General features: G+C 63.6%; 9 protein-coding genes. 6 read left to right on the top strand and 3 right to left on the bottom strand.

What is annotated here, in order from left to right; translation table 11 throughout:
• Nucleotides 1-25: 25 nt before the first annotated feature.
• The 3 genes from CTR2_RS23415 to thiD form a co-directional block, all read right to left on the bottom strand.
• Nucleotides 26-1,798, bottom strand: coding sequence for an alkaline phosphatase D family protein (locus CTR2_RS23415; RefSeq protein WP_217896224.1), 1,773 nt, complete (start codon nucleotides 1,796-1,798; stop codon nucleotides 26-28).
• Nucleotides 1,799-1,960: 162 nt separating this feature from the next.
• Nucleotides 1,961-3,265: a glutamate-1-semialdehyde 2,1-aminomutase gene (hemL, locus tag CTR2_RS23410; RefSeq protein WP_034353945.1), complete on the bottom strand. Its 1,305-nt coding sequence runs from the start codon at nucleotides 3,263-3,265 to the stop codon at nucleotides 1,961-1,963.
• The gene (gene thiD, locus CTR2_RS23405; protein ID WP_087080567.1) at nucleotides 3,249-4,217 is read right to left on the bottom strand and encodes a bifunctional hydroxymethylpyrimidine kinase/phosphomethylpyrimidine kinase; all 969 of its coding nucleotides are present in this window, start codon (nucleotides 4,215-4,217) and stop codon (nucleotides 3,249-3,251) included. The genes hemL and thiD overlap by 17 nt, the downstream gene beginning before the upstream one ends.
• Nucleotides 4,218-4,332: 115 nt before the next feature.
• Here thiD and CTR2_RS23400 point away from each other — a divergent pair, with 115 nt between their 5' ends.
• The 6 genes from CTR2_RS23400 to CTR2_RS23375 are packed head-to-tail and all read left to right on the top strand — an operon-like array spanning nucleotide 4,333 to nucleotide 14,743.
• Complete coding sequence (locus CTR2_RS23400; protein ID WP_034399566.1) at nucleotides 4,333-4,485, top strand: rubredoxin; 153 nt, start codon at nucleotides 4,333-4,335, stop codon at nucleotides 4,483-4,485.
• Between the two features lie 50 nt (nucleotides 4,486-4,535).
• Nucleotides 4,536-4,940 (top strand): response regulator, encoded by a 405-nt coding sequence (locus CTR2_RS23395; RefSeq protein ID WP_003071158.1) that lies wholly within the window; start codon nucleotides 4,536-4,538, stop codon nucleotides 4,938-4,940.
• Nucleotides 4,940-5,302: a response regulator gene (locus CTR2_RS23390; RefSeq protein WP_003071159.1), complete on the top strand. Its 363-nt coding sequence runs from the start codon at nucleotides 4,940-4,942 to the stop codon at nucleotides 5,300-5,302. The genes CTR2_RS23395 and CTR2_RS23390 overlap by 1 nt, the downstream gene beginning before the upstream one ends.
• A 15-nt stretch (nucleotides 5,303-5,317) precedes the next feature.
• Nucleotides 5,318-5,845, top strand: a complete 528-nt coding sequence (locus CTR2_RS23385; protein WP_003071161.1) for a chemotaxis protein CheW — start codon at nucleotides 5,318-5,320, stop codon at nucleotides 5,843-5,845.
• A 19-nt stretch (nucleotides 5,846-5,864) separates the two neighbouring features.
• Nucleotides 5,865-8,108: a methyl-accepting chemotaxis protein gene (locus CTR2_RS23380; RefSeq protein ID WP_087080569.1), complete on the top strand. Its 2,244-nt coding sequence runs from the start codon at nucleotides 5,865-5,867 to the stop codon at nucleotides 8,106-8,108.
• Between the two features lie 59 nt (nucleotides 8,109-8,167).
• Nucleotides 8,168-14,743 carry a hybrid sensor histidine kinase/response regulator gene (locus tag CTR2_RS23375; protein WP_087080571.1) on the top strand — a complete coding sequence of 2,192 codons (6,576 nt, stop codon included), beginning with the start codon at nucleotides 8,168-8,170 and terminating at the stop codon, nucleotides 14,741-14,743.
• The last annotated feature ends 21 nt before the right edge of the window (nucleotides 14,744-14,764 follow it).

The raw sequence follows: 14,764 nt of genomic DNA, 5'->3' as shown, positions 1-14,764 counted from the left end.
TTGTTCCGCCTTGCCAGCCTGGGGATCAGGCCTTGACCAGCAGTCCCGGCGCGCTGGCCAGAACTTTCATGGAGGCTTCGGTGCTGGCCGTGAACTGGCGGCTGCTGATGGTGTTCACGTACACCCAGTCGGCGCGGCAGGCATCCGCCGTGGCCGTCACCAGCATATAGCCGCGGCGCGAGGTGTCGCAGTATTTGAGCGGCTTGATGAGCTGCTGCAGCGCAGCGGCCAGCGTCGCGGGGTCTTCGCCCGGCAGGTATTCCTCAAAGCCCGGCGAGCTGACCGAGGAGGTCGCAAATTCCACGCCCACGGCCTTGCCGTTCATGTCCTGCAGCTCGCTGGCCCAGGCGTTGTGCGTGTCGCCGGCCAGCACCACCAGCTTCTTGCCGAGTTGGCGTGCGCTGCCCAGAACGGTCTCGCGCGCGGCCTGGTAGCCGTCCCAGGCGTCCAGGTTGTAGGGGATCGAGGGCTGGGCCAGGATGGCTTGCTCCTGAGGCGTGAGTGTGGCGGGCGCGGTCTGCGCCTTGGCAACCAGCGCTGCGTACTGCGAGACCGATACACCGGCACCGGCTTGGATGGTCTCCATGAGTATGGGCGCGGGGATGTTCATGCGTCCCATCAGCACCTGTTGGCCCAGTACCTGCCAGGTGGCGCGGGAGGCCGCCATCTGCTGCTGCAACCACTGTGTCTGGGTCTGACCCAGCAGCTGACGCGCCGGGTTGGCCATGGCCGTGGCGAAGCCCGCCGAGTCAAGGCCGGCAGAGGTCATGAAATCGGCATAGTCCAGCTGCTTGTCGCGGCCTATCACGCGGGTGTCCAGCATGTGCAGCGAGACCAGATCGCCAAAGTCGAAGCTGCGGTAGATCAGCTCGGCGCTCGCGGTGCGCGTAGGCATCCACTCGTGGTAGGCCTGCATGGCGGCGGCCTTGCGCATGGCAAAGTCGCCCTCGCCGGGCTGGTGATTCTCGGCTCCCGCACTCCAGGTGTCGTTGGCAAATTCGTGGTCGTCCCAGATGGCAATCATGGGCGCGGCAGCATGCAGGGCCTGCAGGTCTGCATCGCTCTTGTACTGGGCATGGCGCTCGCGGTAGTCGGCCAGCGAGAGAATTTCTCCGGCAGGATTGACCAGGCGGCCCATGGCCTCGGCCTGGGCCGAGGCATAGCCGCCGCGCGCGTATTCATAGATGTAGTCGCCCAGGTGTACCGTGGCGTCCAGGTCGCTGCGCCTGGCCGCATCGGCGTATACATTGAAGTAGCCGGCCGGGTAGTTGGCGCAGGAGAAGACGGCCAGTCTGACCTGGGCCACCGAGCCGGTGGGCAGGGTGCGCGTGCGTGCCGTGCCCGAAGTCACGCCATAGGCGCGGAAGCGGAAGTGGTAGGCCGTGGCTGGCCTGAGGCCGGCTGCATCGATCTTGACCGTGAAGTCCCTGGCAGCGGTGGCGCTGCTCTCGCCGCGCGCCACGATGGTGGCGAACGCTGCGTCGCTGGCAAGCTCCCATTGCACGGGGATGTCTGCCTGGTGGCCGGCGGGCGGGGTGATGCGGGTCCAGAGCATCACGCGGTCGGACAGCGGGTCGCCGCTGGCCAGGCCATGGGCGAAGCGGACTTCGGGATCGGCCGGCTTGGCCTCTGTCTGGCTGTCATCGCCGCCGCCGCAGGCCGCGAGCGGCAGAACGGACATGGCGCCGGCGCTCCAGGCCATCTGGCGCACAAAGCGGCGGCGGTTCAGTTCACTGGCCTGGTCGGTGGTGCCCTTGAGCAGGTTGTGCAGCGTCGGCTTGCTGGATTCGTCGGTCATGGTGCTTTCATTGCTGACAAAAACGCGAGCGTGGCAAGCGTCCATGACGCGGCTGTGAAATGCCGAACCGCTGCGGCTGAAGCCGGTGCTGGCGCAGTCTGCCGCCACCAATGAAAAAGCCCTGCAGACATGGGCTGCAGGGCCTGGTGGGCGGGCGGGGATTTACAGTGTCTTGAACACTTCGCGTGCCGCTTCAATGGTGCGGTCGATGTCTTCGTCGCTGTGCGCGGCGCTGACAAAGCCTGCTTCGTACAGCGCCGGAGCAAAGTAGTGGCCGCGCTCCAGCATGCCGTGGTAGAACTTGTTGAAGACCTTGCCGTCGGTCTTCATGACCTGGGCGTAGTGCGTGGGCAGCTCGGGCAGGAAATAGAAGCCGAACAGCCCGCCTTGCCAGTCCACGCTGAAGGGAATGCCGGCAGCATTGGCTTCGGCCTTCAGGCCTTGCATCAGGTGGCCGGTCTTGAGGTGCAGCTCGGCGTGGAAGCCGGGGCGGCTGATCAGCTCCAGCGTCTTCAGTCCGCAGGCCGTGGCAATCGGGTTGCCCGACAGCGTGCCGGCCTGGTAGACGGGGCCCAGCGGCGAGAGCTTTTCCATGATCTCGCGGCGTGCGCCGAAGGCCGCCATGGGCATGCCGCCGCCGATGACCTTGCCCATCACGGTGATGTCGGGTGCAAAGCCTTCGATTTCCTTGGCATACAGGCTTTGTGCGCTGCCCAGGGCAACGCGAAAGCCCGTCATGACTTCGTCATAGATCAGCAGCGCGCCATGCTCGCGGGTCAGTTCGCTGATGCGACGGGTGAAGTCCACCGAGGCGCGCACAAAGTTCATATTGCCAGCAATCGGCTCCATGATGACGCAGGCAATGTCGCTGCCCATCTTGGCAAAGGCCTCTTCGAGCTGAGCAACGTCGTTGTACTCCAGCACGATGGTGTCCTTGGCCACATCGGCAGGCACGCCGGCCGAGGACGAGGCGCCGAAGGTGGCCAGACCCGAGCCGGCCTTGACCAGCAGCGCATCCGCATGGCCGTGGTAGCAGCCGTTGAACTTGATGATCTTGTTGCGGCCGGTGTAGCCGCGCGCCAGGCGCAGCGCGCTCATGCCGGCTTCGGTGCCGGAGCTGACCAGGCGCACCATGTCCATGCTGGGCATCAGGGCGCGGATCTTCTCGGCCAGCACGACTTCCCGCTCGGTGGGGGCGCCGAAGCTGAAGCCTTCAAGCACGGCGGCCTGCACGGCCTCGACCACTTCGGGGTGGCCGTGGCCCAGGATCATGGGGCCCCAGCTGCCGATGTAGTCGGTGAACTGCTGATCGTTCTGGTCCCAGAAATAGGCGCCCTGGGCGCGTTTCACAAAGCGCGGCGTGCCGCCCACGGCGGCGAAGGCGCGCACGGGCGAGTTCACGCCGCCGGGGATCACGCCCTTGGCGCGCTCGAACAGTGCAGTATTCAGATCAGTGTTTTGTGTCATGAGAGGGAATCACAAAGCCTTCAATCGGCTTGGCGTCGGGTTCGTCATCGGTGGAGTCTTCGGCCTGCTCGTCTTCGGACTCCTCGTCCTCGGTGGGCTGGGCCCAGAAAAGACGATCGGGCAGATAGTGGCCCATGCCGGGGCGAAAGCCTGCATCCAGGCTGTGGTCCAGGTATTCCAGCGCCTCCAGGGTTGCTGCGCCTAGGTCGTTGCCGGTGGCCAGCAGGGCCGTAATCGCAGCGGACAGCGTATCACCGGCACCTGTGAACGTGGCGTCAAACATCTCGTACTTGCTGTTGCCCAATACGGACTGGGCCGTGGTCAGCACGTTGTCCACGAACTGGTCGGGCAGGGGGATGCCGGTCACCAGCACATAGGGCACTTCCAGCGCCTCGGCGGCCATGGCGATGTCGCGCGCCGTGGGCGCACGGCTGTTTTCCCATTCAGGCAGCAGCCAGCGCCACAGCGTGTTGTGGTTTCCAACCAACACCGAGGTTTGAGGCAGGACAAGCTCCTTGAACGCGTCAAGGTACTGATCCTGCTTGTCGTCCTCCCACCAGGACAGGTCCGGCATGTAGCTGATGATGGGAATGTCGGGGTAGTCCGATGAGATAGTGGCAATGGCGGCCAGGTTGGCAGGGCTGCCTACAAAGCCGACCTTGATGGCGGTGACGGCAATGTCCTCCAGCACCATGCGCGCCTGCTCGGTCACCGCGTCATCGTCGAGTGCAAAGTGCTCGTAGATGCGGGCCGTGTCTCTGGCGTAGGCGCCGCAGGCCACGGGCAGTGCATGACCGCCGATGGAGGAGATGGTGGCGATGTCGGCCGAGAGCCCGCTGGCTCCGCTGGGGTCACTGCTGTTGAAAGACAGCACGCAGACGGGTGCTGATTCCGTCGCTTCTTCCTGGCGGGTGCGGCGAGGGGGAGTGGAGGAGATGGGGTTCAATGCCATGGCGCACCCCAGTTTGCACCCGGGAATGCAAGGGTGGGAGCCGGGGTTGTGACTAGATACAATCGTTGCATTCTATGTGAAGCCCCTTTAAGCTGTGACTGACCCTAAAACCTGGATGTGTTTGACCTGTGGCTGGCTTTATGACGAAGCCCAAGGCTGCCCCGAACATGGAATTGCTCCAAACACCCGCTGGGAAGATGTGCCCATGAACTGGACATGCCCGGAATGCGGTGCACGCAAAGAAGATTTTGAAATGGTGGAAATCTGAGTGCAAGAGTCGCTCACTCCATCAACGACCGAATTGGGAGGAATTTCACCGTGACAGCATCTGGTGCGCCTTTGCGCGTTCTGGTCGTGGATGACAGCAACACCATCCGCCGCAGCGCTGAAATTTTCCTCAAGCAAGGTGGTCACGAAGTTCTTCTTGCCGACGATGGCTTCGATGCCCTGTCCAAGGTCAATGACTACCAGCCCCAGCTCATCTTCTGCGACATTCTGATGCCCAAACTCGATGGCTATCAGACCTGCGCCATCATCAAGCGCAATGCTCGCTTTGCCAATACGCCCGTCGTGATGCTGTCATCCAAGGACGGTGTATTCGACAAGGCTCGCGGCCGCATGGTGGGCTGCCAAGACTATCTGACCAAACCATTTACCAAAGATCAATTGCTGCAAGCCGTACAACAATTCGCGCTGCAAGCTGCAGATGTGGGAGCTGCATGATGACAATTCAAAAAGTTCTGGTCGTTGACGATTCCAAGACGGAGCTGATGGCTCTGAGCGATATTTTGCAAAAGCAGGGCATGCAGGTGCGTACCGCGGAAAATGGCGAGGAAGCCATGAAGCGCCTGGCCGAAGACAAGCCCGACCTGATCCTGATGGATGTGGTCATGCCTGGACAGAACGGCTTTCAGCTGACCCGCGCCATTTCTCGCGATCCCCTGTATGCCGATGTGCCCATCATCATGTGCACCAGCAAGAATCAGGAAACCGATCGGGTCTGGGGCATGCGTCAGGGCGCACGTGGCTATATCACCAAGCCCGTGGATGCCGCCGAGCTCCAAGCCAAGATCGCAGCGCTATAACGAGCTGCGCTGCTTATGGCGAACCGTGAAGCCCTCCGAGATCTTCAATCCCGTCTGGCCGGGCGCCTGCAGGCAGCACGCAGCGAAGGCGTCAGCGTTGCTGCCTGGCTGGCAGTGCAAGCTGGCGGACGGGATTATTTGCTGCCGCTGAATCAGGCGGGAGAAATCTTTCCCTGGACCGGCGTTCAGCCCGTCCCATACACACAGGCCTGGTTTCTGGGCATCGCCAATCTGCGCGGTGCTTTGATGGGGGTGGTGGACCTGGCTCAATTGCTGGGTCACGGAAGTGTCCGCAATGAGCAGGAACTGATGGACTGCAGCCTGCTGGCCTTCAACCCTGCCTTGGAGGTCAACGCGGCCCTGCTGGCCGATCGTCTGCTGGGCCTGCGTGCCGCAGACGCGTTTTCCAAGGCCGAGCCTGCGCCTGAGCGTTCCCCGAGTTTCTTCGGAGCCGTCCATATCGATGCGAGCGGCCGCCGCTGGCAGGAGCTGAAATTGCAGTCCCTGTCTCAAACCGCCAAATTTTTGAGCATTCGTGCTTGAGGTTCCTGGATTCAGCGCTATGTCCTTTGCACAGAAAATAAATCAGTTGTTCCGACGCAAGCCCATCGCGGCTGCCGTCAGTAGTGATAGCGGCATGATGGGAGACACGGTCGTGCAGGATATGTACGACGGATCGCTCAATAGCGTGCAGGGGGCACCTTCCGTCTTCGGCGTCGAGGAGTCCAGCCGCGCGGACGAACAGGTGAGCCTGCCTATTCTTGGTACGGCCACGACTGCCAAGCATCAGCGCACCTTGTTTACCTTGCTGGGTGGCTCGGTGCTGGTGCTGGTGGTGCTGTCGGCATGGATGCTGCGCGAAGCAGGCAACTCCAACCAGCAACTGGCGGCGACCGGCCAGGCATTGATGCAGTCCCAACGTCTGGCCAAGTCGGTCTCCATCGCCATGACGGGAGCTGCTCCTGCGTTTGCCGACGTCAAGGACAGCGCCGGTGTTTTGGCGCGCAACGTGCGAGCGCTGGCTGCCGGCGATTCCGATCTGGGCGTGAACGCGCTGGGTGGCGGTTTGCAGGACGAGCTCAGCTCCATTAGCACCCTGATGGAGCGAGCGGAAAAGAGCGCCGGGCTGATTCTCGGACAGCAAAAGACTCTGACTCAAGTGGGCGACGCGCTGCGCACCATCAACCGCCAGTCCTCCGATCTGCTGGAAACCGCGGAAACCATTTCTTCGCTGAAGCTGCAGCAGGGCGCCGGCGCGGCCGAGATCTCTGCTGCCGGTCAGCTGGTGATGCTGACCCAGCGTATTGCCAAATCTGCCAACGAATTCCAGACCCTGGAGGGCGTGAGTCCCGAGGCCGTTTTCCTGCTGGGCAAGGACTTGAACTCCTTCAAGGAAATCTCCGAAGGCCTGCTCAACGGCAGTGCCGAAATGCGGCTGTCCGCGGCACGCGATCCCCAGGTGCGTGAACAGCTGGAGACGCTGATCAAGCAGTACGACGATACGCGTACCCAGGCCAGCGCCATCCTGGGCAATCTGCAAGGGCTGGTGTCGGCCCGTGAAGCACAGACCAGCATCAACAATGACAGCGAACCGCTACGCCAGCAGCTGGAGCAGCTGCAGACGGCGCTGCAGGGGCTGGGCGGGGCCAGCATGCTGCAGCTGGCGCTGCTGAGCATCGCCATTTTGACCGCGGTTCTGAGCGGTATCGGCATCTCGCGCGTGCAACTGCTGGACAGCCGGGCGCGCCAGCAGGAAGCCGAGCGTCACCAGGTCGATGCCCGTTTGCAGGAGCAGGAAGCCAAGCGCATCAACGACGCCAACCAGGCGGCTATTTTGCGTTTGATGAACGAGCTGCAATCGGTGGCCGAGGGCGATCTGACGCAGGAAGCCACCGTGACCGAGGACATCACCGGCGCGATTGCCGACTCGGTGAACTACACGGTGGAAGAGCTTCGTGCTCTGGTGGGGTCGGTGCAGAACACGGTGACCCGCGTGGCCCAGACCACCGAGCAGGTGGACGTCACCTCGACCGAGCTGCTGGCTGCATCGAACGAGCAGCTGCATGAAATTCGCGAAACCGGCAAGTCGATTCTGGACATGGCCGGCCGTATCAACAACGTCTCTGCTCAGGCGCAGGAATCGGCCCAGGTGGCCCGTCAATCGCTGCAGGCTGCGGATTCGGGTCTCAAGGCCGTGCAGAACGCCATCGGCGGCATGAACTCCATCCGCGATCAGATTCAGGATACCTCCAAGCGAATCAAGCGCCTCGGCGAATCGTCCCAGGAGATCGGTGAAATTACCGAACTGATTTCGGACATTACCGAGCAGACCAACGTGCTGGCGCTGAACGCCGCCATTCAGGCCGCGTCCGCCGGTGAAGCCGGTCGCGGCTTCTCGGTGGTGGCGGAAGAAGTGCAGCGCCTGGCGGAACGTTCCGCAGACGCCACGCGACAGATTGCCGCGCTGGTGAAGGCCATTCAGACCGATACCCAGGATGCCGTGGCCGCGATGGAGCGCTCCACCCAGGGTGTGGTGGAGGGGGCTCGTCTGTCCGACTCTGCTGGTACTGCCCTGTCTGAAATCGACAGCGTGTCGCGCCGGCTGGCCGAGCTGATTGAGCAGATTTCCAATTCCACATCACGCGAAGCCAACATGGCCAACGGCGTGGCGGAAAACATTCAGCACATTTTTGCAGTGACCGAGCAAACCGGTGAGGGAACCCGCACCACTGCGCAGCAGGTGCGAGAGCTCTCCCACATGGCTGAAGAGCTGCGTCAGTCTGTTTCCCGATTCAAGATTGCCTGATTTGACTGGCTCTTTGTCTCATAAAAATGCACGACCCTTGAGGGTTAAGGAACTAGAGCATGTCAGTGGTTGACGACTCGCCAATACGTACAGCCATGTCTGCAACTGCAGAGCAGGATCTGGGCCCGCTGGCCTGGGTGCTCGATGAAGTGCGCAAGTCGCTGGAGGCGGCGACCAAGGCTGTGAGCCGTTTCATGCGCGATGCGGATGCGGCCCGTTTGTCTGACCTAGAGGAGTTGGATACATCGGCACTGCGCATTGCACGCCAGCAGCTGCATCAGGCCTGTGGCGCCCTGGAGATGGTGGGTGTCACCGCTCCGGCTCAGGTGCTGCGCAGCATGGAGGCTGCGGTCAACCGCTTTGTACAGCGTCCCGAATACTGCACGCAGGAAGCCGCGAGCACGCTGGAGCGCACGCATTTTGCGCTGATGGAGTTTCTGGAGGCAGTTCTGGCCGGTCAGCAGGTCTCTGCTGTAGCCCTGTTCCCTCAATACCGTGAGACCCAGGTGCTGGCCGGCAATGACAAGGCCCACCCGGCTGACTTATGGCCTGCCGAGCGCCGTGCGCGCGAGCCTCGCTGGACCGGGACCATGCCCGAGCCGCTGGCCTATGGCCCACATGCACGTGCCATGCTGGACGGTGTGGTGCTGCGCATGGTCAAGAGCGACGACCGCGAGGCGGCAGCCCAGATGTGCGAGCTTTGCCGGCGCTTTGCGGCCGCTCAGCCCGAAGATGTGGCGGCGCGCAGTTTCTGGAAGATTGCCGCGGCCTTCTTCGACGGCCTGGCACGCGGACTCATCACCGCCGACATCTACGTCAAGCGCATGGCTTCGCGCGTGCTCATGCAGTACGCCAGCATGGCCAAGGGCGACAGCCTGCCGCCCGCCCGCCTGTTGCAGGATTTGATGTTCTTCTGCGCGCAGGCCAGGCCCCGCGAGCAGGCCGGCGAGAGCCTGAAGGCCGTGCACGAGGCCTATGCCATGGAGCACATGCCGGTGGTGGACTACCATGTGGCACGCTATGGCCGTTTCGATCCCTCGGTGCTGGTGCAGGCGCGCAAGCGCATTGCCGCCGCCGCCGAAACCTGGTCCGCCGTAGCCGGCGGCGACCGCAGCAAGATCAGGTCCATGGCCGAGCAGTTCGGGCTGGTGTCCGAGTCGCTGGTCAAGCTGCAGCCTGCCAGTCACGGGCTGGCGCGCGCGCTGATTCGTGTGGCCGAGACGGTGGAGCGTATCGGCGAGCCGCCACCGGCCGAGCTGGCCATGGAGGTGGCGACCGCGGTGCTGTATCTGCAGGCCAGCTTCATGACCGCCGGGCATGACGACGAAATACAGGCCGCCCAGTCCAGCGTGCTGGTCCAGCGTCTGGATGCGGCTTTGCATGGCGCGCAGTCCGAGCCGCTGGAAATCTGGATGGAGGAGCTCTACCGTCAGGCCAGCGACCAGCAGACCATGGGATCGGTGGTTGGCGAGTTGCGCATCACCCTGGGCGAGGCAGAGAAGCAGCTGGATCTGTTCTTTCGCAATCCCGCGGATACCTCGGTGCTGGCCTCGGTGCCGGGCCAGATGGCGCAAATGCGCGGCGTGCTGTCGGTGCTGGGCTTCGAGCAGGCCGCGACCGCCATGCAGCGCATGCGTGACACCGTCGAGCATCTGATGCTCGGCGAGGTGACGGTCGAGAATCAGCCGCGTATCTTCGAGAAGCTGGGCAGCAGTCTCGGCGCCATGGGCTTTCTCATCGACATGCTCAGCTACCAGCGCAATATGGCGCGCAAGCTGTTCGTCTATGACGAGGAAAAGGACGAACTGCGCATCGTCATGGGTCATAGCCGCAGTCGCGGCCCCGAAGCCTTCCGTCCCACCGTGGATATTCCCATGGATGGCGTGCAGTCTGGACAGACTCCGGTCGCTTCGGCTGCCGTGATTGCTGCTCCGGCAGTGGAGCCCTCTGTTGCCGCTCCGCCACCGCCCGCCGAAGTGAGGCCAGTTCCTGCTGCTGTGGCGCAGCCAGAGCCGCTGCAAGTCAGGCACATCGAGGACGAGGACACTCCGCCGTGGGCAGTGACCGAGCCAGGTGCCTTGCCCGAGTTTGAGGCGACACCCGCACCAGCCGTGGCAGAGTCGGCTGCCGTGGGCTCCGATGCCCTGGCCGATGCCATGGCTCAGGTGTTTGCGGGCATGCAGTCGGGCAAGCAGGCAACTGACGAGGCGGATGTCGCTCGGGATCCGGCAGCGGTAGTTGCAGTTCCGGCGGTCGTGCCTGCGGCGGCTATGGTGCCGCCAGCCGAACTGAACACCGTAGATCTGGATGGCGACGATGAGCTGCTGTCCATCTTCCTGGAGGAAGCCCGCGAAGTCGTGGATAACGGCTTGCAGGCCCTCAAGGTTTTGGCGGACGAGCCCGGCAATCTGAGCGAGCAGACCACGCTGCGCCGTGCATTCCACACGCTCAAAGGCAGCTCGCGCATGGTGGGGCTGGATGAGTTTGGTGAAGCCGGCTGGGCCATGGAGCAGATGCTCAATGCATGGCTGGCAGAGCAGCGGCCCATGCCTCAGGCCATGCAGCAGCTGGCTCAGGATGCCCTGAAGGCCTTTGCCGTCTGGGCACAGGATATCGAGAACCAGCAGGCGCAGAACTGGTCGGCCACGGCCTTCCGTGCCGCCGCCGACGCCATGCGCCTGCAAGGCGAGCGTGCCGAGGTGGCCCTGGTTCCGCGTCGTGGCGAGCGCGCCCAGCGCCTGGAGTCGGCCGAGGCGGCAGCTGCTGCGGATGCCTCCGCGCTGGAGCTACCTGTAGCGCCGGAGCCGATCGCCGAGCTGCAGTGGCCACTGGAGCCACAGACCGTGGCCGCAGAGCCCGTATTTGCGATGCCGGAGCTGGAGTTCCCGCAAGAAGAGCTTTCTGCGCAGCCAGATCAGGAACAGGTGGCTGAGCTGGAGGCGGCAGCAGTCGACTTTGCCTTGCCGGAACTGGATATTCCTGACGATCTGCTGCATCAGCTTCAAGCACCCGATGCGCTTGACGTGTCCGCGCTGCCAGCCCTGGAGTCAGCGGCAGAGCCCGAGTGGCCAGAGGGCGCCGGGGAGGTTCAGTCTTTGCTGCAGGAAAGCACTGCGGCAGAAGAGGTGCAGGAGCTGGATTTTGCCGCCTTCGAAGCGGCCATGCGTGAAAGCGAGCAGGCAGCCATAGACATGCAGACTGCCGTGGAGCCTCCCGCCATGGACGCAGCTACCGGGGCGCCGGCCGCTGTGGAGATGGCGCTCGAGCTGCCGTCTGCAGAGGCAGCGATCGAGCTGGAGGCCATTGAAGCCTTGCTGGATGGCGTGCCCGATCCAGTCGTGGCCGAAGAACCCGCTCAGGTGCCGGAGCCCGAAGTCTCGGCGATTGAGCCGGTGCTGGAGCAGACGGCCGAGCCGGACGACGGCTATCGCAATATTGATGGGCTGCGCATCAGCGCAGCGCTGTACAACGTCTATCTCAACGAAGCAGACGAGTGGTCAGAACGACTGGGTGAGGTGTTGCAGCAGTGGTCGCAAGAGCCGGCTGCCGTCATTCCCGACGACGCGATCGCGCTTGCGCATTCCCTGGCGGGCAGCTCCGGTACCGTGGGCTTCAAGGCCTTGTCGGAGCTGGCGCGTTTGCTCGAACATGCGCTGTTGCATCTCCAGCCTCAGGGCTATGCCGGTGCGCTGCAGATTCAGCAATGCGTGACCGCATCCGATGAAGTGCGCCGCTTGCTGCATCAGTTTGCGGCAGGTTTCCTCAAGGACGCCTTACCCGCTGTCGAAGACGCGCTGCGTGAAATCCTGAATACTCCGATCGATGTCGGTGCAGCAGCTGAAACTGTCGACCTTGAGCTGTCCGAGCTGGATGAGGCAGAGTGGCCCGAGGTGCAGGCGCTGCAGCCGCCTGCAGATCCCAAGGATTTGCCGCTGGACTTTGCTGCCGAGCTTTCGCAGGATGGGGTCTTGCCCGAGCTTGCGGGTGATGGACTCAAGGATGTGGCCGAGGAAGAAGCGGGGGCATCGATAGCCGACCCGTTGCTGGATGCCGCGGTAAAAGCCGCGGATCAGGCACCGTATTCCATGGTGCCTGCCGCAAGCAGCGTGGAGCATGAGGCCGAGCTGCAGCGCCGCATCGATGAAGCCATCGCGCTGGCGGTGCATGCCGGTGACGACGAAGACGACATCGATGTGCTCGATCAGGTCGATGCCGACCTGTTTCCCATTTTCGAGGAAGAGGCCATCGACCTGCTGCCCAAGCTCGGTGCTGCACTGCGCCGCTGGCATGGGCGCCCGACGCTGGATGAGGCTCGCAACGAAGCCCTGCGCGCGTTGCACACCATCAAGGGCAGTGCCCGCCTGGCGGGTGCCATGCGCATGGGGGAGATGGCCCACCGCCTGGAGTCGGCGGTGGAGCGTATCGACCAGGAGCGTCCCGCAGCCGAAGCGATCGAGCCGCTGTTGAGCAGCTTTGACGCTTTGCAGGCCAGCTTCGATGTGCTGCGCATGGCCGGTGAGCAGGAGCCCGAGCAGCCGCTGGCTCAACTGGACGATCTTCTTGCTCAGGCGCCTCTGCATCTGAGCGCGGCGGAGTCTGATGCAGAGCAAGCAGCAGCGGAAGCTCAAGCCGGTGAAAAGACTGCCGCAGAGCCTGCGCAGGCCATTGAGCTGCCGGCACCGGTGGTGCCGCGCGCCGCATCGCAGCAGACGGTGCGCGTGAGAGCCCAGTTGCTGGACCGCCTGATTTCCCAGACCGGCGAAGTGCTGATTGCGCGCTCGCGTGTCGATGCGCGTCTGTCGCAGGCCCGTTCGGCACTCCATGATCTGACGGGCAACCTGGAGCGTCTGCGCACGCAGCTGCGCGACATCGAGGTGCAGGCCGAAAGCCAGATGCAGTCGCGTCTGGCCCTGTCCAAGGACACAGCGGCCGGTTTTGACCCTCTGGAGTTCGACCGCTTCACCCGCGTGCAGGAGCTCACGCGCATGATGGCCGAATCGGTCAACGACGTGGCCACGGTGCAGCGCAATCTGCAGCGGGATCTGGCGGCAGCCGAAGACGATCTGGTGGCCCAGGGCCGGCAGGCGCGCGATCTGCAGCGCGATCTGCTGCGCACGCGCATGGTGGAGTTCGACTCCTTTGCCGAGCGACTGTATGCCGTGGTGCGCCAGACCTCCAAGGAGATGGGCAAGCAGGTGCGCCTGAACATTCTGGGCGGCACCATCGAAATGGACCGCGGAATGCTGGAGCGCATGATGCCGGCCTTCGAGCATCTGCTGCGCAACTGCGTGGCTCACGGCATCGAATCGCCCGAGCGGCGCCAGGAACTGGGCAAGCCGCCCGTGGGCACCATCGAGATCGTGCTGAGTCAGGAGCGCAACGACGTGGCTCTGTCCGTGGAAGACGACGGGGCTGGTCTGGACCTGGAACGGATTCGCGCCAAGGCCATCAGCCTCAAGCTTTGGACTGACGAGCGTCCTATGACGCTGGAAGACGCGGGGCGCCTGATCTTCGAGCCGGGCTTCACCACGGCCACCGAGGTGACGGGTGTTGCCGGCCGCGGCATCGGCATGGATGTGGTGCGTTCCGAAGTGAATGCTCTGGGCGGTCGTATCGAAACCCATACCGAGCCAGGCCGTGGCAGCGCCTTCCGTCTGGTTGTGCCGTTGACCACGGCCGTGACCCAGGTGGTGATGCTGCGCATGGGCGCCGTGTCCATGGGAGTGCCCGCCAACCTGGTGGAAATCGTGCGTCGCGTGCCCGTCAATGTGCTGGAGGAAAGCTATCGCAAGCAGGAGTTCCAGGACGGCAGCGAAGTCATGCCTTTCTACTGGGCTGGCGCGCTGTGGCAGACCTCTTTGCGCAGCGAGGAAAACCTCGGGCGCACGCGCCCCGTGGTGATAGCTCGCAGTGCCTCGCAGCGTGTGGCGCTGCATGTGGACGAAGTGCTGGGCAACCAGGAAGTGGTGATCAAGAACCTGGGCCCGCAGTTGTCGCGTCTGCCAGGTCTTACCGGCATGTCCGTGCTGCCCTCGGGGGCCGTGGTGCAGATCTACAACCCGGTGGCGCTGGCCAACGTCCATGGCGAGCAGGTGCGAGCCATGCTGGCCAGGGCCGAGCAGGCCGCAGCCGATGGCGAACTGCAGGCCCACTCAGGCGGTGCCGATCTGCTGGGCGCCGAAGCTGCGCAGACCACGGTGCCACTGGTGCTGGTGGTGGATGACTCCATCACCGTGCGCCGCGTCACCCAGCGTCTGCTGCAGCGCGAAGGCTACCGTGTCACGCTGGCCGCTGACGGCCTGCAAGCCATGGAACGTTTGCAGGACGAGCGCCCGACCCTGGTGCTGTCCGACATCGAAATGCCGCGCATGGACGGCTTTGATCTGCTGCGCAATATTCGCGCCGATCAGAAGCTCGAAGGCATGCCCGTGGTCATGATCACTTCGCGCATTGCCCAGAAGCATCGCGAAATGGCGCGCGACCTGGGAGCCAATCACTATCTGGGCAAGCCCTATTCCGATGAGGAGCTGCTGGGGCTGATCCAGCATTACGCATTGCAGCGCAGCGGCCCCGCGCCTGAGCGCAGCCCGCTCAGCGGGCTTGCGGCCGAGGAGTCGGGAGTGGCTGTCGAATAAGGTTTGCTCCTTATAACAAAG

Origin of the sequence: Comamonas thiooxydans, assembly GCF_002157685.2 — a bacterium.
GTDB classification, from domain to species: domain Bacteria; phylum Pseudomonadota; class Gammaproteobacteria; order Burkholderiales; family Burkholderiaceae_C; genus Comamonas; species Comamonas testosteroni_H.
The sequence above is the reverse complement of the archived record's forward strand: the minus strand, read 5'-3'. Positions and strand labels throughout refer to the sequence as shown.

Coding starts and splice junctions, on each gene's coding strand:
- CTR2_RS23380 (WP_087080569.1), top strand. CDS start 5,865: ATGTCCTTTGCACAGAAAATAAATCAGTTGTTCCGACGCAAGCCCATC.
- CTR2_RS23400 (WP_034399566.1), top strand. CDS start 4,333: ATGTGTTTGACCTGTGGCTGGCTTTATGACGAAGCCCAAGGCTGCCCC.
- hemL (WP_034353945.1), bottom strand. CDS start 3,265: ATGACACAAAACACTGATCTGAATACTGCACTGTTCGAGCGCGCCAAG.
- CTR2_RS23415 (WP_217896224.1), bottom strand. CDS start 1,798: ATGACCGACGAATCCAGCAAGCCGACGCTGCACAACCTGCTCAAGGGC.
- CTR2_RS23385 (WP_003071161.1), top strand. CDS start 5,318: ATGGCGAACCGTGAAGCCCTCCGAGATCTTCAATCCCGTCTGGCCGGG.
- thiD (WP_087080567.1), bottom strand. CDS start 4,217: ATGGCATTGAACCCCATCTCCTCCACTCCCCCTCGCCGCACCCGCCAG.
- CTR2_RS23375 (WP_087080571.1), top strand. CDS start 8,168: ATGTCAGTGGTTGACGACTCGCCAATACGTACAGCCATGTCTGCAACT.
- CTR2_RS23390 (WP_003071159.1), top strand. CDS start 4,940: ATGACAATTCAAAAAGTTCTGGTCGTTGACGATTCCAAGACGGAGCTG.